We start from the raw sequence: 25858 nt of genomic DNA on the forward strand, positions 1-25858 counted from the left end.
AGACTCCCGCGCGGTCATACATCCGGACGCGTGGAGGTCGGTTCCGCGCCGTCGCACACATCTTTTGGACCTGCGGGGCCAGTCCCGCGCTTTGTGGAGCCTTCCATGCGCCTTATCGGCATGCTCGATTCGCCCTATGTCCGGCGGGTCGCAATCTCGCTGAAGTTCCTGCGTCTGCCCTTCACCCATGAACCGGTATCGGTGTTCCGGCATTTCGACGCCTTCGGCGCCATCAACCCGGTGGTGAAGGCGCCGACCTTCATCACCGATGCGGACGTGACGCTGATGGATTCGACGCTGATCCTCGCTCATGTCGAGCGCCTCGCCGACCCGGCGCTGACGCTCGAGCCGGCCGACATCCCCGACCATGCCCGCGCCCAGCGCGTCATCGGCCTCGCCCTGGCCGCCTGCGAGAAGACGATGCAGATCGTCTATGAGCTTGAGCTGCGTCCGCAGGAGAAGCGCCACGAGCCATGGCTCGCGCGGGTGCGCGGCCAGCTCCACGCCGCCTATGGGCTGCTGGAGGCGGAGATCGATGCGGATGAGGGCTGGCTGTTCGGCGAACGGCCGATGCAGGCGGACATCACCGCCGCCGTGGCGCTCGGCTTCACCCGCCTGATGCTGCCGGGCGAGATCGAGGATGCGCAGATCCCGGCGCTCGCGAGCCTCGCGGCGCGGGCGGAGGCGTTGCCGGAATTCACCGGCACGCCGATGCTGTGAGACGGCGGCGGCGGCGCCTCAGTAGAGGCCGCCGGTGCCGCTGTTGCCGATGGCACGGTCGGCTTCCGGCGAGACCGTGGTCGGCCGGCCGGTGGCGTCGGTGGCACCGACGATCGAATAATTGTCGGGCGGCGCCGTGCCCGGCTTGAACGCCTCGAGGATCGACTTCTCGCCCGGCCCGGCGCGCAGGCCGCTCTTCGGGTTGATGCGGATAAGCTTCATACCCGGCGGCACCCGGAACGGCACCGCCGCGCGGTCGGCCAGCGCCACCTGCATGAAGTCGCGCACCACCGGCGCCGAGATCAGGCCGCCGGTCGAGCCCTTGCCCATCGGCTTGGGGGTGTCGAAGCCGAGATAGACCGCCACCACCATGTCCGGGGTGAAGCCGACGAACCAGGCGTCCTTCTCCTCGTTGGTGGTGCCGCTCTTTCCGGCCACCGGCTTGCCCAGCACCTTCAGCGCCGTGCCGGTGCCGCGCTGGACCACGCCCTCCATCATCGAGACCATCTGGTAGGCGGTCATCGGGTCGAGCACCTGCTCGCGGCGGTCGATCAGCGTCGGCTCGGGCTGGTCCTGCCATTGCGCGGCGTCGCAGCCGCGGCATTCGCGCTCGTCATGCTTGTAGATGGTCTTGCCGTAGCGGTCCTGAACGCGGTCGATCAGCGTCGGCTTGATGCGCCGGCCGCCATTGGCGAACATCGAATAGCCGCCGGCCATCCGCATCACCGTGGTCTCGCCGGCGCCCAGCGACATCGACAGCACCGGCAGTAGATTGTCGTAGATGCCGAAGCGCTTGGCATAGTCCACGATCACCGGCATGCCGAGATCGTTGGCGAGCCGCACCGTCATCACGTTGCGCGACTGTTCGAGACCGAAGCGCAGCGTCTGCGGGCCGTAGAACTTGCCGGAATAGTTCTCCGGCCGCCAGGTCGCCTGCCCGGCCTGGCTCAACTCGAACGGCGCGTCGAGCACGATGCTCGACGGGGTGTAGCCATTGTCGATCGCCGAGGCGTAGACGAACGGCTTGAAGGACGAGCCCGGCTGGCGCTGCGCCTGCGTCGCGCGGTTGAACTGGCTCTCGTCGAAGGAGAAGCCACCGGCCATCGCCAGCACGCGCCCGGTCCACGGGTCCATGGCCACCAGCGCGCCCTCGATCTTCGGCTGCTGGCGCAGGCGCCACTGGTCGGGCTTGCCGTCCACCGGCTCGACATAGATGACGTCGCCGGCCTTCAGCACGGCGTTGACGCCCTTCTTGCCGCGCAGCGCCCACTTCACCCCGTCGGCGGTGACGATGCCGACCTCGCGCTGGTCGGGCAGCTGGCCGGAACGGTCGCGCTGCGGCTGCAGCCCGATGCGCGCCGAGTCGGCACCAGCCTCCAGCACCACGGCGAGGCGCCAGGGGATGTCGCTGAAGGCGCGGACATCGGCGAGGCGGGCGCCCCAGTCGCCGGACACCTCGATGCCGGTGATGGCGCCGCGATAGCCCCGCTGCTCGTCATAGCGGGTCAGGCCGTCGAGCAGCGACTTCTTGGCGATCTGCTGGAGCTTGGGATTGAGCGTGGTGCGCACCGACAGGCCGCCGCCATAGAGCTTGTCCTCGCCATAGCGCTCGAAGATCTCGCGGCGCACTTCCTCGGCGAAATACTCGGCGGAGAAGATGTGGGCGCCGGTCGGCCGCACGGTGACGGCGAGGTCGGTGGCCTTGGCCTTGTCGGCCTGCTCCTGGGTGATGTAGCCGTTCTCGGCCATGCGGTCGATCACCCAGTTGCGGCGCTCGACGGCGGCGTCGTGGCGACGGAACGGGTGGTAGTTATTCGGTCCCTTGGGCAGGGCGGCGAGATAGGCGGCCTCGGCAATGGTGAGCTCGTTCACCGACTTGTCGAAATACAGCAGCGAGGCGGCGGCGACGCCATAGGAGCCGATGCCGAGATAGATCTCGTTGAGATAGAGCTCGAGAATCTTGTCCTTGGAATAGGCGCGCTCCATGCGCAGGGCGAGCAGCGCCTCCTTGATCTTGCGATCGAGCGAGACCTCATTGGTCAGGAGGAAGTTCTTCGCCACCTGCTGGGTGATGGTCGAGGCGCCCTGCGGCCGGCGGCCCGAGCCGTAATTCTGCAGGAAGGCATAGCCGGCGCGGCCGATGCCGGTGATGTCGATGCCGCCATGCGAATAGAAGTTCTTGTCCTCGGCGGAGATGAAGGCTTCCTTCACCAGGTCGGGGATGTTCTGGATCGGTAGATAGAGCCGGCGCTCCTTGGCATATTCGGCCAGCAGCGAGCCGTCGGTCGCGTGGATGCGCGTCATCACCGGCGGTTCGTAGTTCTGCAGCTGGGTGTAGTCAGGAAGATCCTGCGAGTACTTCCAGACGAAATAGCTGGCCACGGCCCCGCCCACCACGAACAGGATGGTGCCGACCGCGAACAGGAAACCCAGGAACCGCAACAACAGCCGCATTCGGCCTTGACCCCGCATGCTAGTGCGCCCGCCGCGACACGCGGCGGACAGGCGCAATGAACCGACGTCGCCTCCACGCACCCTGTGCGCAGCAACTATGGCCTAATCGCGGCCGGAGCCACGCGGGCGCCGTCGACCGCGTCTTCCAGCCCGCCCGGCAAGGCGACCGACATGCCGTCCGTCGGCTTCTGAGCGGTGAAATAGGCCTCGATGGCCGTCGTCATCGCATCGGTGACCTTAGACTGCCATTCATCCGATGTCATGAGTTCGAGATCCTTGCGGCTGGAAAGATAGCCGAGCTCGAACAGCACGGAAGGCACGTCCGGCGCCTTGAGCACCCGGAATCCCGCCGATTTGAGCGGGGATTTGTGCATGCGCGCGGTGGATTCGACATGGTTCGCCAGCGTGCGTGCGAAGGCAGCGGAGAAATTGCGCGTCTCGCGCTGCGCGAGGTCGAACAGGATGCCGGCGACGTCGGCCGGCTCCTCGGAGAGATCGAGGCCGGCGATCTTGTCGGATTTGTTCTCGGTGTCGGCCAGCCGCTGCGATTCCGCGTCGGAAGCCCGGTCGGACAGGGTGTAGATGGTGGCGCCGCGCACATCGCCGTCGCGCGCCGAGAGCGAATCGGCATGCAGCGAGATGAACAGCCGCGCCTTGGCCTCGCGGGCGATCTCCACCCGCTGGCCCAGCGCCACATATGTGTCGTCGTCGCGGGTCATCACCGCGCGATACCGCCCTGTCTTCTCCAGCTTGTCGCGCAGCATGAGGCCGATCTTGAGCGTCAGCTCCTTTTCGACCGCCCCGAAAGCGGCATTGGTAGCGCCGGGATCGATGCCGCCATGGCCGGGATCGATCACCACCACCGGGCGCACATCGCCCGGCGCCGCCGGCGCAGGACGCGCCGTCGCGCGGTCCGGCAGGCTGCGCACCGGCGCGGCGACGGCCTTGAGGAAGGTGGCGCGATCGACCTTGACCAGATCGACCACCAGCCGCGCCGGCTGCCCGTCCATCGGGTCGAGCACGAACGCCTTGTCGATGGTCACCGGCGCGGAGAGGTCCATCACGATGCGCCCCTTGCGCGGGGCGAACAGGCCGAAGCGATAGGCGGTGACGAGGCCCCGCCCCTCCTGGCCGGAGGCCGCCGGCAGCGAGAACACCACGTCCGGCACGTCGATGACGACGCGGTACGGATCGGCGAGGGTGAAGGCTCCGAGCGCGACCGAGCGCGACAGATCGACCACGAGGCGCGTGCGCTCGTCATCGCCGGCAAGCCGGGCGTCGGTCGCCACTGCGGGTTCGGCCGCGGCCGCCGGCGCATCCTCGGCGCTCGCCACCGCAATCTGGGTCACCAGCCCGATCGCCAGAAGCAGCGTCGCCAGCAGCGCGCCCCTGAAACTTTTCGATCGCCTGCGCGTCGTCAGCGTCGTCTCTCCGAAACGTCTGGCCCCCGCCCGCTATCTAACGGAATAGGGAACCCGGGTTAACCACTCGTTGACCGCCGGAGTTCCCGTCCCGTCGCAGCGTGGCCGGCGGGCAACGCTCAAGCGACGCGCGGCTTGCCAAATCGGCACGCGTGCCGCTATTAAGAGCATGCATATGGTTCGCCTGCAGGGACGTCGGGTTATCCGGCTTTCGCGATCCGATGGCGCCGGGCGGTCCAGTGATGGAGGAGCCCAGCATCCGGCCACGATCAGGCCCGTCCGGGCCAGCTCCATTACAGGGCGCGTGAGGATGCTAGAGAGCGGCCCTCGCGGACCGCGCGCCGCGGGGACGCTTCAGCCGACGACGTGTCGAGGCCGCGGAACGCCGCTTGTCGGCGCCGGCTCGTTCCGAGCTGACCGCGCGCTTCTACCTCGCCATATGCCGCCGGCCGGGTCGTTCGCGACCGCGGCTACCTGTTCGGTCGAGGAATGGACGACACCAGAGTGATGACACGTCAGCCGGCATGGGCGGATCGGGCACCGAGCGGGATTTCCCGCCCGGCGCGTGATCGCCGGATGTCGGCGCCGCGTCGCTCGCGCCCCGCATGCGAGGCTGCTCGTCCTCCTGGCCCGTTATCGCCCCCCGCTTACAGGCACGCTTTCCGCCGTCCGGCCGCGCTCGCGCCGCCGACGCCGCCGTGCCCCCATATGAGAGTTCAATGGCCAACAAGATGCTTATCGACGCCACCCACCCGGAGGAGACCCGGGTCGTGGTGGTGCGCGGCAGTCGAGTCGAGGAATTCGACTTCGAGGCCGCCAACCGCAAGCCGCTGCGCGGCAACATCTATCTCGCCAAGGTCACGCGGGTAGAGCCGTCCCTTCAGGCCGCCTTCATCGAATATGGCGGCAACCGGCACGGCTTCCTCGCCTTCAGCGAGATCCACCCCGACTATTACCAGATCCCGGTCGCCGACCGGCAGGCGCTGCTTGCCGAGGAGGAGCGCCAGCAGCGCAAGGACGCCGAGGAAGAGAACGAGGAGCGCCCCCGCGGCCGCAGCCGTCGCGGTCGCGACGACAAGGCAGGCGCCAAGCGCGCCGCCGGCGACGAGACGGTGAGCGAGGACGCCTCCACGGAGAGCGCCGCCACCGACGCCGACGCCGACATTGACGAGCCCACCTCGCGCCCCTCCCGCCGGCCGCGCCGGCCTTCCGCCGATGACGAGCCGACCGGCGAGGTCGAGGAAATCGCCGGCGAGGAGGAAGTCGTCGAGCAGGTCGGCTCCGACGATGCCCTTGAGGAAGTGCCGGAGCGCGCGCCGCAGCGCCGTGCCCGCACCTACAAGATCCAGGAAGTGATCAAGCGCCGGCAGGTGATGCTGGTGCAGGTCGTGAAGGAAGAGCGCGGCAACAAGGGCGCGGCGCTCACCACCTATCTGTCGCTCGCCGGCCGCTATTCGGTGCTGATGCCGAACACCGCGCGCGGCGGCGGCATTTCCCGCAAGATCACCTCGGCCGAGGACCGCAAGCGGCTGAAGGAGGTCGCCTCCGACCTCGACGTGCCGGAGGGGATGGGCATCATCCTGCGCACCGCCGGTGCCAGCCGTACGAAGACCGAGATCAAGCGCGACTTCGAATATCTGCTGCGCCTGTGGGAGAACGTGCGCGAACTCACCCTCGCCTCCACCGCCCCGGCGCTGGTCTATGAGGAAGGCTCGCTGATCAAGCGCTCGATCCGCGATCTCTACAACAAGGACATCGACGAGGTCCTGGTCTCCGGTGACGAGGGCTATCGCGAGGCCAAGGACTTCATGCGCATGCTCATGCCGAGCCATGCCAAGAACGTGAAGCCCTATCGCGAGCAGCAGCCGGTCTTTGCCCGCTTCGGGGTGGAGAGCCAGCTCGACGCGATGTTCCTGCCGGTGGTTCAGCTCAAGTCCGGCGGCTATCTCGTCATTAACCCAACCGAGGCGCTGGTCTCGATCGACGTGAACTCGGGTCGCTCGACCCGCGAGCACAATATCGAGGACACCGCGCTCAAGACCAACCTGGAGGCCGCCGAAGAGGTAGCCCGCCAGTTGCGCCTGCGCGATCTTGCCGGTCTCGTCGTGATCGATTTCATCGACATGGACGAGAAGCGCAACAACCGGGCGGTCGAGCGCAAACTCAAGGAGTGCCTGAAGAACGACCGCGCCCGCATCCAGCTTGGCCGCATCTCGCATTTCGGCCTGATGGAGATGAGCCGCCAGCGCATCCGCACCGGCGTGCTGGAGTCCTCCACCGAGGTCTGCCCGCATTGCGGCGGCACCGGCCATGTGCGCGCCTCCTCCTCCGTGGCGCTGCAGCTGCTGCGCGCCGCTGAGGACATGCTGCTCAAGTCGAACACGCACAACCTCATCGTGCGCACCCGCGCCGAGAACGCGCTTTATGTGCTCAACCACAAGCGCGCGCATCTGCATGAGCTGGAGACCCGCTTCGGCGTACTGATCACCATCTCCGCCGATGCGTCGCTGACTGGCCTGATTCCCTTCGCCATCGACAAGGGCGAGGCGGTGCTCAACCCGATACCGCTGCCGCGCCCGAGCGAGCCGGTGGTGGAGATCGAGGACGAAATCGCGATTGTCGAGGAAGAGGAAGAAGAGGTTGCGGAGGTCGAGAGCGCCGCAGCCCCGACGCCGGCTCCCGCTCCGGCCGAACCCGGCGAGGCCGCGTCGCAGGGCGATGGCAATCGCCGCCGCCGCCGCCGGCGTCGCCGCCGGCGTGGCGGTGGAGCCAATGGCGACGCCCCCGGTTCGGCCAGCGATGGCGAAATGAGCGGCGTCGAGTTCGAGGGTGACGACGAGGACGGCGAGGAAGCCGTCGGCGATGAAGCTGTCGGCGAGGATTGGGCGGTTGGTGTGCCGGCCGCCGAGGCGCCGGTGATCGCCGCCGCCCCGGTCGAGGGCGAGGCCGCGGTGGAAGCGGCCGTGCAGGCCGGCGAAGCCGCAGCCGAGATTCCGGCTGCCGACACGTCTGCCGTCGATGTTGCGGTGACGGATACTCCGGTCGCCGAGGCCGCCCTCTTCGAGGCCCCTGTGGACGAGGCCGTCGTGGTGGAAGCGTCCGCCGAGGCGGCACCGGCCGAGGAGGCCGCACCCAAGCCGCGTTCGCGCGCCCGTCGCCCCAGCACCCGCCGCTCGCGCGCCGACAAGGCCGCTGCTCCGACCGAGGCCGCAGGCAGCGAGGCGGCGCCGGCCGATGCGGAAGCCCCGGCTCCGGTGGTGGAAGCTGCGCCGGTTGCCGTCGAGGCGGAAGCCCCGAAGCCGCGCCGCCGTCGCTCGACGGTGCGCGAGGCCGCTCCGGTGGTGACGGAATCGACCGCGGAGGGATTGGCGCAGCCGGTGTCCGCCCCGGCCGAGCCTGTGGCTCCGGCGGAAACGCCCGCCCCGGCGCCGGTGGCGAGCGAGGGCGCGGAGACAGCGACCCCTGCCGACGACGCGACCGACGCGCCGACCGATGATCGTCCGCGCCGCACCGGCTGGTGGCAGCGCAAGATCTTCGGTAGCTGAGCGACCGCCCGCCTCTGAAACATAAAACCCCGGCCCGCCGACGCGGACCGGGGTTTTTCTTTTGCCATCCCGTCGGTGGCGGTGGAGTTCGCCGCCGCGTGCCTCGTCCCCGCTGCGCGGGCTCCGGATCGCCTACCCCCGGCGCAGGAAGGCGCCGATCCGCTCCACCGCCAGCGCCATCTCGCCCAGCGCTCCGGCATAGGAAAAGCGCAGATAGTGATGGCCGCGATGCGGGTCGAAATCGACCCCCGGTGTCGCCGCCACCCCCGCCTCGTCGAGCAATCGCCGCGCGAAAGCCGCCGAATCGTCGGTGAAGCGCGAAACGTCGGCGTAGAGATAGAAGGCGCCGTCCACCGGCAGGAACTCCGGCAGCCCGGCCTTGGGCAGTTCGCGGGTCAGCAGCAGCCGGTTCGCTTCATAGCCATGCTTCACCTCTTCCATCTCGGCGGCACCGTCGAAAGCGGCTTCCGCGGCGACCTGCGACAGCGTCGGCACCGAGATCATCAGATTCTGCTGCAGGCGCTCCGCCGCCCGCACCAGCGGCGCCGGCATCACCATCCAGCCGACGCGCCAGCCGGTCATGCAGAAATACTTCGAGAAGGAGTGGATCACCGTCGCATTGGGCGAGATCGCCGCTGCGGTGGTGGCAGGAAAGGCGTAGTCGAGGCCGTGATAGATCTCGTCGGAAATAAAGCGGATGCCCTCCGCCTCGGCGGTGGCGATCAGCTCGGCAAGCGCCTCGGGCCGCATCATGGTGCCGGTCGGATTGGCCGGGCTCGCCACCAGCACCCCCTTGAGCGGTGCCTGCCGATGCGCCGCGAGCAGCGCCTCGGGCGTGATCACCCAGCGCGAGGCGGCGTCGGTCTCGATCAGAACCGGCTCGCAGCCGAGCGCGGTGAGAATGTGCCGGTAGGGCGGATAGCCGGGATTGGCGATCGCTACTCGGTCGCCGGGCTCGAACAGCGCCAGGAAGGCCAGCAGGAAGCCGGCGGAAGAGCCCGTCGTCACCACCACCCGCGCCGGGTCGAGATCGACGCCATAGGCCTCACCATAGTGCCGGGCGATGCGCGCCCTCAGGCCCGGCAGCCCGAGCGCCGTGGTGTAGCCGACCCGTCCCTCGTCGAGCGCCCGCCGGGCCGCCGCGCGGGCGGCGAGCGGCGCGGGCGCGGCCGGCTGGCCGACCTCCATATGCACGACATGGCCACCCGCCGCCTCGATCTGCGCCGCCCGCTCCATCACGTCCATGACGATGAACGGCGCGATGTCGCTGCGCCGGGAGGGGGTGGCGAGCAGCGCCGCCGCGGCGTCGAGGGTGATGGAGGAGGGAAAAGCGCCGGTCATGGATGGGGTCTCGTCATGTCGCCGCATCGGTGCCGCAATCTGCGGTTCGTGTGCGACGTTACGTTCAAACGAAGATGATGCATGCCGCTCTTGACCCCGGCTCGGAGAGCGGGTCAGGTCGCGACACCCGCCTGCAGCCGATGGATGATGCTTCTGACCAGCCTTGACAACCCCCCGCTTCGGCGGAGCGTGACGAAACACGGGTTTGCCAAAGTCGGCCGCCGCCTCGCACCGGCGGCGGGCACGCTGGCGCTTGCTCTGGCGCTTGCCATCCCGCCGGCGCTCGCCCCCATCGCCTTCTCGCCCGCTGCGCTGGCGCAGCAGAATGCGCCGCGTCGGTCGCCGACCACCATCCGCGACACCGAGATCGAGAACCTGCTGCGCGACTATATGCGGCCGATCTGGCGCGCCGCCGGGCTGACGCAGCAGAACCTGCGGGTCGTCATCATCTCCGATCCCTCGTTCAACGCCTTCGTGATGGACGGCAAGCGGATATTCGTGAACACCGGAGCCTTGGCCAGCAGCGAGACGCCGAACGAGATCATCGGCGTGCTGGCGCACGAGACCGGCCACATCGCCGGCGGCCATCTCGCCCGCATGCGCCTGGAACTGGAGAATGCCCAGACCATGGCGATCATCGGCACGCTGCTCGCCGCCGGCGGCGTGGCGGCCGGGGCGGCGTCCGGCGGCAATATGGGCGGCGCCGCCGCCGCGCTCGCCGGACCGCAGGAGATCGCCCGCCGCTCGGTGCTGGCCTATGCCCGCGCCCAGGAACAGGCGGCGGACCGTTCGGCGGTCACCTATCTCAACGCCACCAAGCAGTCGCCGGTCGGCATGGTAAGAACCTTCGAGCGCATGCAGAACGACCAGATGTTCATCAGCCAGCGCGTCGATCCCTATGTGCTGAGCCACCCGATGGCGCGCGAGCGCGTCGCGGCGCTGGAGGATCTGGTCGCCAAGAGTCCCTACAAGAACGTCAAGGACTCGCCGGAGCTTCAGGCGCGTCACGACATGATGCGCGCCAAGCTGGTGGGCTTCTCGCAACCGCCGGATGCGGTGGCGCGGCGCTATCCCCCGTCCAACACCTCGCGGCCGGCCCGCTATGCCCGTGCCATCTCCGCCTATCGCTATGGCGCGGTGCCGGATGCCATCCGCCAGATCGATGCGCTGATCGCCGAACAGCCGAACAACCCCTATTTCTACGAGCTCAAGGGCCAGGCGCTGCTGGAAGCGAGCCGCGCCCGCGAGGCGATCCCGCCGCTGCGCCGGGCGGTGCAGCTGTCGAACGGCGCGCCGCTCATCCGCACCCTGCTCGGCCAGGCGCTGGTGGCGGCCAATGACAAGGCCTCTCTCGACGAGGCGGTGCGCGAGCTTACCTTCGGCGTGCAGCGCGAACCGGATTCGGCCGCCGGCTGGCGCTTCCTCGCCCAAGCCTATGGCCAGAAGGGCGATTTGCCGAATGCCGATCTCGCCTCGGCACAGTCCACCCTCCTCACCGGCGATATCCGCCTCGCCCGCGAGCTGGCCGCCCGTGCCCGCCAGGCCTTCCCCTATGGCTCGCCCGGCTGGCTGAAGGCGGACGACATCGTGAATCTCAAGCCGCCGCCCAAGCAGATCCGACGGCAGACGCCGTGATCGGCACGCCAACCCATCTTCCCGTGAAAGCCGCATTTCTGGAGACCGTCATGTCGCCGACTTCCCCCTTCCGCCGCGCGGCGCGCAGCCTGCTCGCGGCGAGTTTCGCGATCTGCCTCGCGCTCGGCATCGGCGCCGCCCCGGCCTCCGCGCTGGACGATGTCCAGCGCAAGGAATTCGAGAGCGTCATCCGCGATTACCTGCTGAAGAACCCGGAGGTGATCCAGGAGGCGATCGGTGAATTGCAGAAGAAACAGGCCGTCGCCGCCGACCAGCAGCGCAAGCAGGCGATCGCCCAGCTGAAGCCGCAGATCTTCGATTCGCCGCACGGCGTGGTGGTCGGCAACCCGAAGGGCGACGTCACGCTGGTGGAGTTCTTCGATTACAATTGCGGCTACTGCAAGCGCTCGCTGCCCGACCTCGTCCAGCTGATCGAGAGCGACCCCAAGCTCAAGGTGGTGCTGAAGGAATTCCCGGTGCTCGGGCCGGGCTCGGTGGAGGCGGCGCAGGTGGCGGTCGGCGTCAAGCTGGTCGCGCCGGAGAAGTATCTCGCCTTCCACAAGGCCCTTCTCGGCGGCCGCGGCCAGGCCAACAAGGCCCGCGCGCTGGAGGCCGCCGCCGAGGCCGGCATCGACCGTGCCGCGGTCGAGAAGGCAATGGCCCGCCCGGAGGTCAACGCCGCACTGCAGGAAAGCATGCAGATCGCCGATGCGCTCGGCATCGACGGCACGCCGAGCTATGTTGCCGGCGATGCGGTGATCATCGGCGCCGTCGGCCATGACCAGCTGAAGGGCACCATCGATTCCGTGCGCAGCTGCGGCAAAGCCACCTGCTGACACCCTCGCGCCAGCCGCCCCGGCCGCGGCCGGGGCGGTTTTCCCACAGTTACCCGCGGGCAAGCGGGCCGCCGGAGCCGGGGGAAACCGTTAGGGGCTTGGCCTCGGGCGAGCCTTTGCCTATAACCCCGCGGTCATGCCGGCTTCCGCCGGCCGGGCCGTCACTCGGGGCACCATGACCGATACCATCCAATCTGGCACCGTTCACGTCATCAACGGACCGAACCTCAACCTGCTCGGCACGCGCGAGCCGGCGATCTATGGCCATACCACGCTCGCCGACATCGAGGCGCTGAGCCGCGCGGCCTGCGAGCGCCACGGGCTCACCCTCGTCTTCGGGCAGTCGAACCACGAGGGCGAGCTGGTCGAGATGATCCACGCCGCGCGGGGGTCGCTCGGCGTGGTGCTGAATGCGGCGGCCTATACCCACACATCGGTCGCGCTGGCCGACGCCATCAAGGCGGTCGGCGTCGCGGCGATCGAAGTCCATCTGTCAAACGTCTTTGCCCGCGAGGCATTCCGCCACCACTCCTACATTTCGTCGGTCGCCCGCGGGGTGATCTGCGGCCTGGGGAGCGAAGGCTACCGGCTCGCGATCGACGCGCTGGCCGCAAGCCGCGTAACTCCGGCCGCGTGAGTTGAGGGAGACGGGCAAGGACCGTCACGGGATCATGATGAAAACGACCAAACCCGCCATTGACCCCGCGCTGGTGCGCGAGATCGCCAACCTTCTCTCCGAGAGCGACCTCACCGAGATCGAGGTGCAGCACGAGGATCTGCGCATCCGCGTCGTCCGCGCCGCGCCGACCGTCTATGCTGCCCCGGCACCGGCCTTCGCCGCCCCGGCCGCACCTGCCCCGCTGGCCGCCCCGGTGGCGGGCGTGGCGCCGGCCTCGGCCGATCCGGCCAAGCATCCCGGCGTGGTGCCCTCGCCGATGGTCGGCACCGCCTATCTCTCGCCCGAGCCCGGTGCCCGCGCCTTCATCGACATCGGCACGGTGGTGAAGGAGGGCCAGACCCTGCTTATCGTCGAGGCGATGAAGACGATGAACGCCATTCCCGCGCCCCGCGCCGGCACCGTCACCCAGATTCTGGTGAATAATGGTCAGCCCGTCGAATATGGCGAGCCGCTCGTGATCGTCGAGTGAGGAAGCCGATGTTCGGCAAGATCCTGATCGCCAATCGCGGCGAGATCGCCCTGCGGGTGCTGCGCGCCTGCAAGGAGCTCGGCATTGCCACCGTCGCGGTGCACTCCACCGCCGACGCCGACGCCATGCACGTCAAGCTTGCCGACGAGAGCGTGTGCATCGGCCCGGCCGCCGCCAGGGACAGCTACCTCAACATCCCCGCCATTCTCGCCGCCTGCGAGATCACCGGCGCCGAGGCGGTGCATCCGGGTTACGGATTCCTGTCCGAGAACGCCCGCTTCGCCGAAATCCTCATCGATCATGGCGTGAAGTTCATCGGGCCCAAGCCCGAGCACATCCGCATCATGGGCGACAAGATCGAGGCGAAGCGGACCGCCAAGGCACTCGGCATTCCCTGCGTGCCCGGCTCCGAGGGCGGCGTCTCCACCGATGAGGAAGCCGCCCGCGTCGCCGCGGAGATCGGCTTCCCGGTGCTGATCAAGGCCGCCGCCGGAGGCGGCGGGCGCGGCATGAAGGTCGCGCGCTCGCTCGAGGAACTCTCCTCGGCGCTGTCGACCGCCCGCTCCGAGGCGCGGGCCGCCTTCGGCGACGATGCGGTCTATATCGAGAAATATCTCGGCACGCCGCGCCATATCGAGATCCAGATCTTCGGCGACGGCCGGGGCAATGCGGTGCATCTCGGCGAGCGCGACTGCTCGCTGCAGCGCCGGCACCAGAAGGTTCTCGAGGAGGCCCCCTCCCCGGTAATCACGCCGGAGCAGCGCGCCCGCATCGGCGGCACCGTCGCCAAGGCCATGCGCGACATGCAGTATCTCGGCGCCGGCACCATCGAGTTCCTGTATGAGAACGGCGAGTTCTATTTCATCGAGATGAACACCCGCATCCAGGTGGAGCATCCGGTGACCGAGGCGATCACCGGCTTCGACCTGATCCGCGAGCAGATCCGCGTCGCCGCCGGCGAGGCGCTGAGCTTCGCCCAGGAAGACGTGATCCTGCGGGGCCACGCCATCGAGTGCCGCGTCAACGCCGAGCATCCGCGCACCTTCCGCCCCTCACCGGGCAAGCTGGCCTATTGGCACGTGCCGGGCGGCCTCGGGGTGCGCATGGATTCGGCGGTCTATCAGGGCTATTCGATCCCGCCCTATTACGACAGCATGATCGGCAAGCTGATCATCCACGGCCGCGACCGCACCGAGTGTCTGGCCCGTCTCAAGCGGGCGCTGGACGAGTTCGTGGTCGAGGGCATCGAGACCACGCTGCCGCTGTTCCGCGAGCTGGTGGTCAATGACGACATCAAGCGCGGCGCCTATGACATCCACTGGCTCGAAGCCTTCCTCGCCGAAGGCGAGCCGGCCAGCTGAACCCTGCTGAAGGCGCCCTCGGGCGCCTTCACTCTTTGCGGATCCGGCCGGCACGAGCCTTCACACCTTCGTTCCACTACGTCATGCTGCACGCATGTCACGCCCGCGCGAACAACAGGTCGAGATCACCCCGGAGGTGCTGCTGAAGGCCTATGCCTGCGGCATCTTCCCCATGGCGGAAAGCGCGGACGACCCCGGCCTCTACTGGATCGAGCCGGACAAGCGCGGCATCATCCCGCTCGACAGCTTTTCCATCTCCAGCCGCCTCGCCCGCACCGTGCGTGCGGATCGGTTCGAGATCCGCATCGATCATGATTTCGAGGCGGTGATGCGCGGCTGCGCGACGCCGGCGCAGGGACGCCCCTCCACCTGGATCAACGCCCGCATCCACAAGCTCTATTGCGACCTGCACGCGCGCGGCTATTGCCACTCGGTCGAGGCCTGGCAGGACGGCGCACTGGTGGGCGGGCTTTACGGCGTCAGGCTCGGCCGCGCCTTCTTCGGCGAGAGCATGTTCCACAGCGCCCGCGACGCCTCCAAGGTCGCCCTGGTGCATCTGGTGGCACGGCTGAAGAAGGGCGGCTTCACGCTGCTCGACACCCAGTTCGTCACCGACCACCTGCGCAGCTTCGGCGCCGTCGAGGTGACGCGCCAGCGCTACACCGCGCTGCTCGCCCAGGCGCTGCAAGGCAGCGAAGCGGATTTCTACTGCTGGGGGCCCGGCGAGGCGATCACCGGCGCCGACTGCTTGCAGTCGATCAGCCAGGCATCATAGATCGGGTGCTCGATGCCGTGCAGGCCGGGGCTGGAAGCGAACATCCAGCCGCCGAACAGCGGCTTGATCTCGCCGTCGAGCGCGATCTCCTGCACCTCGACGAAGCCGGTGGTGTTCTGCGTCTCGTTCTCCGGCCGTGTGTAGCAGGCGCGCGGGGTGATGCGCAGCGCGCCGAACTGCACCGTCTCGCCCACCGCGGCGTCGAAGGTGATGATGCGGCCGGTGATCTTGTCGAGACCGGAGAACACCGCCGTCTTGTTGGCGATCTTCTGCGCCGGCGGCTGCACCACCTCGATATCGCCCTGCGGGCCCACCGTGGCGCTGCCCGGCACTTCCGGCGGCGGCGCGGCGGGGGCACGCGGCTCCTCGGCGCGCGGTGCCTCGCCGCCGGTCGGCGGCTCCATGATCGAGGGCACGCCGGGACCGCCCGGCAGCGGCGAATCGGGGTTCTCTACCGGCCCGCCGGTCGGCGGGGCGAGCGGTGCCGATTCGACCCCGCCCTGCCAGCCCTGCTGGGCGAGGGCCGGCACGCCCGACAGCAAGGCGAACGCGAGCGCGAAGGTCGGCGTGGTGGCAAGCGCGCGCCGAAGCCGGGAGCGTCGAAGCGCGGCGGTCGAAACCGAAGTCATGATGCAGCCTCTATCGGCGCCGTCCGCAGCGCGGCCCGCCTGTCGGCAGATGGCGAGGCAATGCGGCGATGTAGGGGCGGCCGCGCGATACGGCGGCTCACAAACGCGCGCAGCGCCACCGCGCCGGCTTCGCTCACTCCGGGGTCCAGGCCCGGTAGTCGCCGGTCACCGCCGGGCGGTGGCCGAAGCCGAGCGTCGAGCCCGCCGGCCGATAGGCGTCGGCGGTGCCGGTCGGGTTGGCGCGGTGCGGCTTCTCCCACTCGTGCGCCTTGTAGCTTTCCTGGCTCGGCGGCACGTCGGAGCGCTGGTGCATCCAGGCGTGCCAGCCGGGCGGAATCGCGGTCGCCTCGGCATAGCCGTTGAAGATCACCCAGCGACGCTCGAAGCCGAGGGCCGGGTCGATGGCACCACCCTTGGTACGATAATACTTGTTGCCGAACTGGTCCTCGCCGACGAACTCGCCGTACCGCCAGGTGTGGACGCGGGTCCCGATGGTGTTGCCGTTCCACCAGGTGAAGAGTTCGGTGACGAAGGTCGAGAGATTCACGGGCTGCGTCCCTGAAGGCCGAGAAGGGCCGAGAGCTGGATTGGCGGGAACATGCCACCCGCGCCGCCGCCTGTCCAGACAAGGAGCGGTGTAGCGTGGCGTCAGGCCGCTGTGCCGCGCGCTTCGGTGGCAAAATAACCGAGCGCGGCGAGCATGGCGACTACGCCCGCCGCCGACACCGCGTACCAGCCGCCGAGCACATAGAGCGGGCTGGCGATCGCCGAGCCCAGCGCCCCGCCGAGGAAGAACAGCGCGATATAGAGCGCGTTCAGCCGCGAGCGGATCGCCGGATCGAGCATGAACAGCGCCCGCTGGCCGAAGACCAGGTTGGCGGCGGCCGCGAGGTCGAGCACCACCGCGCCGATGACCAGCGCCGCCACCGAGCTGTACGCCACCCCGATGGCGGCGATGGCGAAGCCGATAGCGGCGCCGGCAAGCGCCAGCGCGGTGCCGAGCCGCGAATAGCCGCGATCGGCCAGCCGTCCCGCCAGCGAGGAGCCGAACACCCCGGCCGCGCCGGCGAGGGCGAACAGCGCGATGCCGCTCTGGTCGAAGCCGAAGGCCGGCCCGGCGAGTTCCAGCGGCACCGCGGTCCAGAACAGGATGAAGGCGCCGAACATCGGCATCTGGTAGGCGATGCGCCGGCGCAGCACCGGCTGGGTGCGCAGCAGCGTCGGGAACGAACCGAGCAGCGCCCACAGGCTGAGCCCGCCCTGCGGCCGGCGCGGCGGCAGCAGCAGGCGCAATCCGGCCGCCAGCGCCAGCATCAGCACTGCCGAGGCAAGAAAGACCGCCCGCCAGCCGAACCAGTGGGCGATGAGGCTGGCGGCCGGCCGCGCCAGCATGATGCCGGCCATCAGCCCGCTCACCACATTGCCGACCTTGCGCCCGCGCTCCTCCGGCCGTGCCAGATGCGAGGCGAACGGCACCGCCACCTGCGCCACCACCGAGCCGAATCCGAAGATCACCGCCGCGCCGGCGAACACCAGCGGCGAATGCGCGCCGGCCGCGGCGATGAGCCCAGCGCAGGCGCAGAGCAGCACCAGGCCGAACAGCCGGCGATTCTCGATCGCGTCGCCCAGCGGCACCACCAGCAGCAGGCCGGCGATGTAGCCGATCTGGCCGAGGGTAACGACGAGGCTCGCCACGCTTTCGTCGAGGCCGATATCGGCGCTGATCAGCGCGATCAGCGGCTGGGCATAATAGAGATTCGCGGCCCCGGCCCCCGCCGCGAGGGCGAGAAGAAAAAAGGTGAGGTCGCTGGCGGTCCCATGGGGCCGCTCATCCGCTCCGTTCATCGGCGCTCTCCGGTAGGAGGGCCGTTCTGCGGCGCCGGAGCCTGTCTGTCCACCGGCGCAAATGCAGGGCGGGCATGCGCTGGCTCGCGGCGAGGCACATGCGGGGCCTACGCACGCCTGTCATGAGCACGCATTAAAATATGGCCTGGGAGACTGTCCCCACTTTTCTCGTAGTTCCGGCCGCCTCGCATTTGTGCGGCCCGCCGGCTGGACTCGGATCACGAATCCGCGCTCGATAAGGGCTCGGGGTGGAATGTGAAGCCCCCCGCCCCTATCTACGAGATGTAGAGGTTCTGTTTACCGACCCCCTATATCTTGACCTCACACGCCGATTCATTCAGGTTGATTTCACTCTCGGCGGTTTGGCGTTCGTGTCGGTCCGGTAGTGACTTCAGCCCAGTCATCGCGTTTTTCCGGCGGCAACGCCGGAGCGTTTTTGCGTGCGGGTTCAGCAAAGAAATGGAAACGGCAGGCGCCTCGGGCGGTTGTTTCCAGACGAGACAGGGGTGGCTTGGACGGAGAGCCAAGCCTTATCGAACAAGGCGCGCCACGACAGGGCCGCGCCTCGGAGCGAGTTGGGGACGAAGATCATGCGCATCGAGCGCCGCTATACCAAGGCCGGCCGGTCACCCTATGCGGACATCGGGTTCCGCACCGCGACGAGCGAAATCCGCAATCCGGATGGCTCCATCGTCTTCCGCCTGGAAGGGATCGAGGTGCCCGAGCACTTCTCCCAGGTAGCAAGCGACATCCTTGCGCAGAAATATTTCCGCAAGGCGGGCGTGCCTGCCCGGCTGAAGCGCGTCGAGGAGGAGACCGTTCCCTCCTTCCTGTGGCGCGGCGCGGCCGACGACAAGGCGCTCGCCGCCCTGCCCGAGAAGGAACGCGTCATCGGCGAGACCGATGCCCGGCAGGTCTTCGACCGCCTGGCCGGCACCTGGACCTATTGGGGCTGGAAGGGCGGCTACTTCGATTCGGAGGAGGACGCGCAGGCCTTCTTCGACGAGCACCGCTACATGCTCGCCATGCAGATGGCGGCGCCGAACTCGCCGCAATGGTTCAACACCGGCCTGCACTGGGCCTATGGTATCGACGGCCCCGGCCAGGGCCACTTCTATGTCGACTACGTCACCGGCAAGCTGACCCGCTCGAAGTCCTCCTACGAGCATCCCCAGCCGCATGCCTGCTTCATCCAGTCGGTGGGCGACGACCTCGTGAACGAGGGCGGCATCATGGACCTGTGGGTGCGTGAGGCTCGCCTGTTCAAATATGGCTCCGGCACCGGCTCCAATTTCTCGGCGCTGCGCGGCGAGGGCGAGAAGCTCTCCGGCGGCGGCCGTTCCTCCGGCCTGATGAGCTTCCTCAAGATCGGCGACCGCGCCGCCGGCGCCATCAAGTCGGGCGGCACCACCCGCCGCGCCGCCAAGATGGTGGTAGTCGACGCCGACCATCCCGATATCGAGACCTATATCGACTGGAAGGTGAAGGAAGAGCAGAAGGTCGCCGCCCTCGTCGCCGGCTCCAAGCTCGTCGCCAGGCACATGAAGGCCGTCATGAAGGCCTGCGTGAACTGCGAAGGCGACGGCGCCGACTGCTACGACCCGGAGAAGAACACCGCCCTGAAGCGCGAGATCCGTGCCGCCAAGAAGGCGCAGGTGCCGGAGAACTACATCCGCCGTGTCATCCAGTTCGCCCAGCAGGGCTATAAGGACATCGATTTCCCGGTCTACGACACCGATTGGGATTCCGAGGCCTATCTCACCGTCGCCGGGCAGAATTCCAACAATTCGGTCCGCGTCGACGACGCCTTCCTCAACGCGGTCGGCGCCGATGCCGATTGGAACCTGGTCGGCCGCACCACCGGCAAGATCACCAAGACGCTGAAGGCCCGCGAGTTGTGGGAGAAGATCGGCCACGCCGCCTGGGCCTGCGCCGATCCCGGCATCCAGTTCCACACCACCATCAATGACTGGCACACCAGCCCGGCCGGCGGCCCGATCCGTGCGTCGAACCCGTGCTCGGAATACATGTTCCTCGACGACACGGCCTGCAACCTCGCCTCGCTGAACCTGCTGCAGTTCCGCAACGCCGACGGCACCTTCAATGTCGAGAGCTACGAGCATGCCTGCCGCCTGTGGACGGTGGTGCTGGAAATCTCGATCCTGATGGCACAGTTCCCCTCGAAGGAGATCGCCAAGCTTTCCTTCGAGTACCGTACGCTCGGCCTCGGCTACGCCAATATCGGCGGCCTCTTGATGACCTCCGGCATCCCCTATGATTCGGCGGAAGGCCGCGCCTATGGCGGCGCCCTCACCGCGATCATGACCGGCGTGTCCTACGCCACCTCGGCCGAGATGGCGAAGGAGCTCGGGCCGTTCCCGAACTACGCGCCCAATGCCGAGAACATGCTGCGCGTCATCCGCAACCATCGCCGCGCCGCCTATGGCGAGGCTGGCGGCTATGAGGCGCTCGCCACCAGCCCGGTGCCGCTCGACCACGCCTCCTGCCCCGAGCCCATCCTGATCGAACGCGCCAAGGCGACCTGGGACCAGGCGCTGGCGCTCGGCGTCGAGCATGGCTACCGCAACGCCCAGACCACGCTGCTGGCGCCCACCGGCACCATCGGCCTCGTCATGGATTGCGACACCACCGGCATCGAGCCCGATTTCGCGCTGGTGAAGTTCAAGAAGCTGGCCGGCGGCGGCTACTTCAAGATCATCAACCGCGCGGTGCCGGAAGCGCTGCGCACGCTCGGCTATTCCGAGAGCCAGATCGCCGAGATCGAGGCCTATGCGGTCGGCCATGGCTCGATCACCCAGGCCCCGGCGATCAACCATGGTTCGCTGCGCGCCAAGGGCTTCGACGACGCCATGCTGTCGAAGATCGACGGCAGCGTGAAGGCCGCCTTCGACATCAAGTTCGTGTTCAACCGCTGGACGCTCGGCGACGACACGCTGGCCAAGCTCGGCGTCCCCGCCGACAAGCTGGCCGATCCGGCCTTCGACCTCTTGTCCTTCCTCGGCTTCTCGAAGAAGGACGTCGAGAACGCCAACATCCATGTCTGCGGCGCCATGACGCTGGAAGGCGCGCCCTTCCTCAAGGTCGAGCACTACCCGGTGTTCGACTGCGCCAATCCCTGCGGGCGCATCGGCAAGCGCTTCCTCTCGGTGGAGAGCCACATCCGCATGATGGCGGCGGCGCAGCCCTTCCTGTCGGGCGCCATCTCCAAGACCATCAACATGCCGAACGAGGCCACCGTCGAGGACTGCAAGGAGGCCTACCTGCTCTCCTGGCGCCTCGCCTTGAAGGCCAACGCGCTCTATCGCGACGGCTCCAAGCTCTCCCAGCCGCTGAACTCGCAGCTCGTCGCCGATGAGGACGACGAGGAGGACGCGGTCGAGGCGCTGCTGGAGAAGCCCGCCGCCGCCCGCACGACGCAGATCGTCGAGAAGGTGGTGGAGAAGATCGTCGAGCGCATCGTCGCGGTGCATGACCGCGAGAAGATGCCGGACCGCCGCAAGGGCTACACCCAGAAGGCAGTGGTCGGCGGCCACAAGGTTTATCTGCGCACCGGCGAATATGATGACGGCCGCCTCGGCGAGATCTTCATCGACATGCACAAGGAAGGCGCGGCTTTGCGCTCCTTCATCAACAATTTCGCCATCTCGGTGTCGCTGGGCCTGCAATACGGCGTGCCGCTGGAGGAATATGTCGACGCCTTCACCTTCACCCGCTTCGAGCCCGCCGGCCCGGTGCAGGGCAACGACACGATCAAATATGCGACGTCGATCCTCGACTACATCTTCCGCGAGCTCGCCGTCTCCTATCTCGGCCGCAACGATCTCGGCCATGTCGATCTGAGCGAGTCGAATTTCGACGCGCTCGGCAAGGGCGTGGACGAGGGCAAGGCCGCCCCGGCGGCGACCCCGGCCTCGCGCATGGTCTCCAAGGGCCTGACGCGCGGCCGTTCGGTCGGGCTGATGGTGGTGCCCTCCTCGGCGGTGGGCAGCGAGACCCGCTCCGCCGGCGGCGTGCAGGGCGCGGCGGTGAACGTCACCACCCTGCGCGGCGGCCTGACCCAGGGCGCCACGGCGCTGAAGCCGGAGCTGGAGGACGAGGCGGAAGCGGCGGGTGAGACCGACGCGCTGCCGTGGTCGGCGCCGGCGGCAAGCGCCGCCCAGCCGTCGAAGGCCGAGGCCCGCGCCATCGCCCGCGCCAAGGGCTATGAAGGCGAGTCCTGCCCCGAGTGCCAGAACTTCACCATGGTGCGCAACGGCACCTGCCTGAAGTGCGAGACCTGCGGTAGCACGACGGGGTGCTCGTGACCCTTTCTCCTCGGCGGCGCAACTGAACCCATCGCCGCCGGCATCGATACAATGCGGAAAGGCCGGATCTACCGGCCTTTTTCATTGACCGGCTTCATCGGCCTGCGCCGGGGGCATCGCCTCATTTCCTTAGCCGGCTTTCCACCAACCGACCGACTTGATCAGTGTACCCGCCTCCCGTTGCCCGAGATCGGGATACCAGGCGATCCGCCCGGAGCCGTGCGCGGCGAGCGAGTGGGCCGCCGCACGCATCGCTTCGGACGCTTCCAGCAGGAAGAAGAAGCGCGCGGAGAATGCCGAGCTTCGCAGCGCATCCACCCGCTCGAAGCCGGCCTCGCGCAGCCGCTGCCCCCAATGTTCGAGCTCGGCCGCCCGGCCGCCGCTCATGCGGGTCTGGTGGTGATAGACGACGAGGAACCGCCCCGGCGCCTTGAGGCTGACGATCTCCGCTAGGGCGACGCTCTTGCCCGCCTTGGCGGCGCCCGGATCGAAGCCCTTGGTCTCGAAACCATTGTCGGGATCGAGGAAGACCAGATCGGCCGGCTCCAGCTTTGCGCGTAGCCGGTCCAGCCAATCGGTCCGCGCCAGCCGGCGCTCCGTAGGCGTGCCGACGGTAGGGATGATCTCGTCGAAATAGAGCGCGCCGGGCAGCAGCCCCTCATGCTGCAGCCCGGACACATGGCGCTGCCCGCCCTCGACCAGGGCACCCAGATGGTCGAACAGCACCGGATCCAGCGTGCGCCAGCGGTCGGGACGTTGTAGATAAGCGATGTGCCGCCCGGCGCCGTCGTGGCTCTCGTCGGGATAGAGCCACCAGCCGATACCCAGCCGGCGGCCTGGGGCCAGTGCCCGCAGGATGGCGAGCTTCATATAGTCGCCGATGTCTCCCGCATAACGATGCTGCATTCCCCCCTGCTCCAGCGCGCCCATCAGCATGACCGGCGCGCCGCGCGAGCACCAGCGGCAAGCAGCGAGCCGAACCGACCGGGTTCGCCGGCCAAGCCCAAGGAGCCACCCGCGAGCCCCTCCAAAGGGCCGGACGCGCGCCCTCATCTCGACATCCCCCTCCCCCTCGTCCACCCTTCCGGTCTCACGACTCGATCCGACAGGAGGCCCGATGTCCGATGCTCCCGCCGCCGCCGCGAAGCTCCATACCGGCGCCTGCCATTGCGGTGCGGTGCAGTTCGAGGTGAGCCTCGACCTCGCCGGCGCCATCGCCTGCAATTGCTCGATCTGCTCGGCCAAGGGGCTGATCCTCGCCTTCGCTCCCGCCGACGCCTTCCGCATCACCGCCGGCGAGGACCGGCTGAACGAATACCGCTTCAACCGTCACGTCATCGGCCACATGTTCTGCGACACCTGCGGCGTCGAGCCGTTCGCGAGAGGCCAGTTGCCGGACGGTACGCCGATGGCGGCGGTGAATGTCCGGGCGCTGAAAGAGATCGACCTCGCCGCCCTCACCCCGGCGCCCTATGATGGGCGTGCGGCCTGACGCGCAAAGCCTGACGCGCAAGGCTTGACGTGCAAGGACTGACGCGCGCAAGACCGAGCCCCGCCCATCCCGGGCCGGAACCGCCGCCGCAGACGCCAGAGTGGGCCGGCGGCGGCACCGGCCGATATCCGAGAGCACCATGGTCGAGATCCCGCCCCTCCTCACCCCGCGGCTCCGGCTGCGCGGCTATCGCAGCGACGAATTCGACGCCTATGCGGCGATGTGGAGCGAAGCCGCCGTCATCCGCTTCATCGGCGGCACCCCGCTGCCGCGCGAGGCGGCCTGGAGCCGGTTCCTGCGCCAGATCGGGCTCTGGCACCATCTCGGCTTCGGCTTCTTCGCCGTTGAGGACCGCGAAACCGGCGCCTTCATCGGCGAGGCCGGCTTCCACGATCTCAAGCGGGCGATCAGCCCGTCGATCGAGGGCACCATGGAGGCCGGCTGGGCGCTGGTCGGCGCGGCGCAAGGCCGGGGGCTGGCGGAAGAGGCGATGCGCGCCGCGCTCGACTGGGCGGCACGGCACGGCACCGGCGAGCGCGTCACCTGCATCATCCATCCCGAGCACACCGCCTCGCTGCATGTCGCCGGCAAGCTCGGCTTCGTCGCCTTTGGCGACGGCACCTATCAGGGCCACCCGATGACGCTGCTGGAGCGCCCGCGCGTCCCCGTCACCCGCAGCTAGAGTGCACGGGCGCTGCGCAGCCCGCCACGGCCGGTACGCCCCGCCGCGCTCCTTGCCGTCGGCGACACCTCTCGGCCCGATTGCCGGCGCAAAGAAAAAGCCGCCTTTGCCGGTTGGGCAAGGCGGCTTTTCCGTGTCGATCGGGCGACGGTGGCCGCCCGCGCGAGATCAGCTCACATGGAGATTGACGGCCGAGGTCTTGCCCGAGCGCTGATCGGTCTGCAGCTCGAAGGAGAGCTTCTCGCCATCGCGCAGGCCCTGAAGGCCCGAGCGCTGCACGGCGCTGATGTGGACGAACACATCCTTGCCGCCGTTGTCGGGCTGGATGAATCCATAGCCCTTCTGATCATTGAACCACTTAACGGTGCCGGTCTGGGTCGACATAGAGGGTAGTCTCTCGCCTAAGGTTACAGTGTGCGGCCGCAGCCACTTTTCGAATTTGGAAGAAATTCTGAACGTGCACCGGCAACTGCAGGTGAAACGACCCAGTAATTCGTCCAAAGTCGCAGGAGAGACTAGACGGAATGACCGGCAATGCAAGCGTCTCCGCCGCCAACCGAGCGCTCCATGAAAGAAAACCGCCGCTCCGTAAGGAACGGCGGTAATCTATCGCGGATTAAGCGTTCCGGCCCCAGACGTAGAGAGACCGGAAACGACTACAGTCAGAGCGGGCGCAGATTGACCGCGGAGGTCTTGCCCGAGCGCTGGTCGGTCTGCAGCTCGAAGGAGAGCTTCTCGCCGTCGCGCAGGCCCTGCAGGCCGGAGCGCTGAACCGCGCTGATGTGGACGAACACGTCCTTGCCGCCGCTGTCGGGCTGGATAAAGCCGTAGCCCTTCTGCTCGTTGAACCACTTCACGGTGCCGGTATCAGCCATCGATAAAACCTTCGGAAGACGATGTTATTACATGCACGCCGGATGCTGGGCGGCAACCGTGCGCTCGCCACGCTTAGACAGGCTGACAAACCGCCCGGACGCCGGACGGTTCTTTAGCCAAACGAGACTGCGCACAGGATGGTCACGATTATGGCTTTTGCACGGCAGAATCCGCCACAATCGCGCCACAAATCCCGTCCCGTTACCGGCAATTGCGCCGATGCACCCGCACCACCCGCCCATTGGACTGCCGGAGATAGCAGTTGCCGCGGCGCCAGAAATAGTAGGAACGGACGCGGCGGTTGCGGTCGGACTGGGCGCCGATGACGGCCCCGGTGCCGGCGCCGATGGCACCGCCCACCAGTGCGCCGGAACCGCTGCCGGTCACGGCGCCGCCGACCACCGCGCCGGTGACGCCGCCGACGATGGCACCGGTGGTGGCGCGGTTCTGCGCCCCGGCCGGCGCGCTCGACAGGCTCGCAAGGCCCGCCGCCGCGAACAGGGCGAGCGCAAAGGACTTACGAAACATCATCTGCTGTCTTCTCCTGCGGCGAGACGCCGGCCGGCATCCCGCCTCCTGAGAGCTGAAACGATCAGCCCTGCGCCTCGACCACGGCGATGGCGGTCATGTTGACGATGCCGCGCGCCGTCACCGAGGGGGTGAGGATATGCACCGGCTTGGCGGTTCCCAGCAGGATCGGCCCCACCGGCAGCGCGTCGCCGAACACCTTCACCATCTGGTAGGCGATGTTGGCGGCATCGAGATTCGGCATG

General features: G+C 68.2%; 22 protein-coding genes. 11 read left to right on the forward strand and 11 right to left on the reverse strand.

Annotated elements, in window-relative coordinates; genetic code table 11:
• Positions 1–105 precede the first annotated feature (105 nt).
• On the forward strand, positions 106–720 hold the full coding sequence (locus KHC24_RS10820) for a glutathione S-transferase (protein WP_213363259.1): 615 nt from the start codon (positions 106–108) through the stop codon (positions 718–720).
• 18 nt (positions 721–738) lie between these two features.
• Here KHC24_RS10820 and KHC24_RS10825 read toward each other — a convergent pair whose 3' ends face one another.
• Positions 739–3174, reverse strand: coding sequence for a penicillin-binding protein 1A (locus KHC24_RS10825; RefSeq protein ID WP_213363260.1), 2436 nt, complete (start codon positions 3172–3174; stop codon positions 739–741).
• Positions 3175–3269: 95 nt separating this feature from the next.
• Complete coding sequence (locus tag KHC24_RS10830) at positions 3270–4526, reverse strand: N-acetylmuramoyl-L-alanine amidase (protein WP_271180515.1); 1257 nt, start codon at positions 4524–4526, stop codon at positions 3270–3272.
• Positions 4527–5314: 788 nt separating this feature from the next.
• Between KHC24_RS10830 and KHC24_RS10835 the strand changes: the two genes are divergently transcribed.
• Entirely contained in the window at positions 5315–8140 is a 2826-nt protein-coding gene (locus KHC24_RS10835) for an Rne/Rng family ribonuclease (protein WP_213363261.1), read from the forward strand.
• A gap of 132 nt (positions 8141–8272) precedes the next feature.
• Here the strand turns inward: KHC24_RS10835 and KHC24_RS10840 are convergent, their stop codons facing one another.
• A complete protein-coding gene (locus KHC24_RS10840) occupies positions 8273–9481 on the reverse strand; it encodes a pyridoxal phosphate-dependent aminotransferase (protein ID WP_213363263.1) in 1209 nt (402 codons plus the stop codon).
• A gap of 144 nt (positions 9482–9625) precedes the next feature.
• Between KHC24_RS10840 and KHC24_RS10845 the strand changes: the two genes are divergently transcribed.
• The 6 genes from KHC24_RS10845 to aat all read left to right on the forward strand — a co-directional run bounded on the left by KHC24_RS10845 (position 9626) and on the right by aat (position 15236).
• Positions 9626–11116, forward strand: coding sequence for a M48 family metalloprotease (locus tag KHC24_RS10845; RefSeq protein ID WP_246546605.1), 1491 nt, complete (start codon positions 9626–9628; stop codon positions 11114–11116).
• A gap of 50 nt (positions 11117–11166) precedes the next feature.
• Positions 11167–11952: a DsbA family protein gene (locus KHC24_RS10850; RefSeq protein ID WP_213363264.1), complete on the forward strand. Its 786-nt coding sequence runs from the start codon at positions 11167–11169 to the stop codon at positions 11950–11952.
• 175 nt (positions 11953–12127) lie between these two features.
• Positions 12128–12589, forward strand: coding sequence for a type II 3-dehydroquinate dehydratase (aroQ, locus tag KHC24_RS10855; protein ID WP_213363265.1), 462 nt, complete (start codon positions 12128–12130; stop codon positions 12587–12589).
• A 37-nt stretch (positions 12590–12626) separates the two neighbouring features.
• On the forward strand, positions 12627–13100 hold the full coding sequence (gene accB / locus KHC24_RS10860; protein WP_213363313.1) for an acetyl-CoA carboxylase biotin carboxyl carrier protein: 474 nt from the start codon (positions 12627–12629) through the stop codon (positions 13098–13100).
• Between the two features lie 8 nt (positions 13101–13108).
• Positions 13109–14461: an acetyl-CoA carboxylase biotin carboxylase subunit gene (accC, locus tag KHC24_RS10865; protein WP_213363266.1), complete on the forward strand. Its 1353-nt coding sequence runs from the start codon at positions 13109–13111 to the stop codon at positions 14459–14461.
• 94 nt (positions 14462–14555) lie between these two features.
• Entirely contained in the window at positions 14556–15236 is a 681-nt protein-coding gene (gene aat, locus KHC24_RS10870) for a leucyl/phenylalanyl-tRNA--protein transferase (protein ID WP_213363269.1), read from the forward strand.
• On the opposite strand, the gene KHC24_RS25625 is transcribed toward aat, so the two are convergent.
• The 3 genes from KHC24_RS25625 to KHC24_RS10885 all read right to left on the reverse strand — a co-directional run bounded on the left by KHC24_RS25625 (position 15167) and on the right by KHC24_RS10885 (position 17710).
• Positions 15167–15865: a DUF2155 domain-containing protein gene (locus KHC24_RS25625; RefSeq protein ID WP_213363270.1), complete on the reverse strand. Its 699-nt coding sequence runs from the start codon at positions 15863–15865 to the stop codon at positions 15167–15169. The genes aat and KHC24_RS25625 overlap by 70 nt on opposite strands.
• Before the next feature lie 133 nt (positions 15866–15998).
• Positions 15999–16412 carry an NADH:ubiquinone oxidoreductase subunit NDUFA12 gene (locus KHC24_RS10880; RefSeq protein WP_213363271.1) on the reverse strand — a complete coding sequence of 138 codons (414 nt, stop codon included), beginning with the start codon at positions 16410–16412 and terminating at the stop codon, positions 15999–16001.
• Positions 16413–16513: 101 nt separating this feature from the next.
• Positions 16514–17710, reverse strand: a complete 1197-nt coding sequence (locus tag KHC24_RS10885; RefSeq protein WP_213363272.1) for an MFS transporter — start codon at positions 17708–17710, stop codon at positions 16514–16516.
• A gap of 590 nt (positions 17711–18300) precedes the next feature.
• Between KHC24_RS10885 and KHC24_RS10890 the strand changes: the two genes are divergently transcribed.
• On the forward strand, positions 18301–22035 hold the full coding sequence (locus KHC24_RS10890; RefSeq protein WP_213363273.1) for a vitamin B12-dependent ribonucleotide reductase: 3735 nt from the start codon (positions 18301–18303) through the stop codon (positions 22033–22035).
• 129 nt (positions 22036–22164) lie between these two features.
• Here KHC24_RS10890 and KHC24_RS10895 read toward each other — a convergent pair whose 3' ends face one another.
• On the reverse strand, positions 22165–22941 hold the full coding sequence (locus KHC24_RS10895; RefSeq protein WP_213363274.1) for a hypothetical protein: 777 nt from the start codon (positions 22939–22941) through the stop codon (positions 22165–22167).
• Positions 22942–23152: 211 nt separating this feature from the next.
• Between KHC24_RS10895 and KHC24_RS10900 the strand changes: the two genes are divergently transcribed.
• Positions 23153–23527 carry a GFA family protein gene (locus KHC24_RS10900; protein WP_213363275.1) on the forward strand — a complete coding sequence of 125 codons (375 nt, stop codon included), beginning with the start codon at positions 23153–23155 and terminating at the stop codon, positions 23525–23527.
• A gap of 139 nt (positions 23528–23666) precedes the next feature.
• Positions 23667–24209: a GNAT family N-acetyltransferase gene (locus KHC24_RS10905; protein ID WP_213363277.1), complete on the forward strand. Its 543-nt coding sequence runs from the start codon at positions 23667–23669 to the stop codon at positions 24207–24209.
• A gap of 168 nt (positions 24210–24377) precedes the next feature.
• Here KHC24_RS10905 and KHC24_RS10910 read toward each other — a convergent pair whose 3' ends face one another.
• From KHC24_RS10910 to KHC24_RS10925, 4 genes are all read right to left on the reverse strand, one after another.
• The gene (locus KHC24_RS10910; protein WP_213363278.1) at positions 24378–24593 is read right to left on the reverse strand and encodes a cold-shock protein; all 216 of its coding nucleotides are present in this window, start codon (positions 24591–24593) and stop codon (positions 24378–24380) included.
• Between the two features lie 278 nt (positions 24594–24871).
• Positions 24872–25084, reverse strand: coding sequence for a cold-shock protein (locus KHC24_RS10915; protein ID WP_213363279.1), 213 nt, complete (start codon positions 25082–25084; stop codon positions 24872–24874).
• Positions 25085–25286: 202 nt separating this feature from the next.
• Positions 25287–25616 (reverse strand): glycine zipper domain-containing protein, encoded by a 330-nt coding sequence (locus tag KHC24_RS10920; protein WP_213363280.1) that lies wholly within the window; start codon positions 25614–25616, stop codon positions 25287–25289.
• Positions 25617–25677: 61 nt separating this feature from the next.
• On the reverse strand, positions 25678–25858 hold a 181-nt coding region (locus KHC24_RS10925), incomplete at its 5' end, for a phosphate acyltransferase (RefSeq protein WP_213363281.1).

The organism is Ancylobacter defluvii (genome assembly GCF_018390605.1).
Lineage (GTDB): Bacteria > Pseudomonadota > Alphaproteobacteria > Rhizobiales > Xanthobacteraceae > Ancylobacter > Ancylobacter defluvii.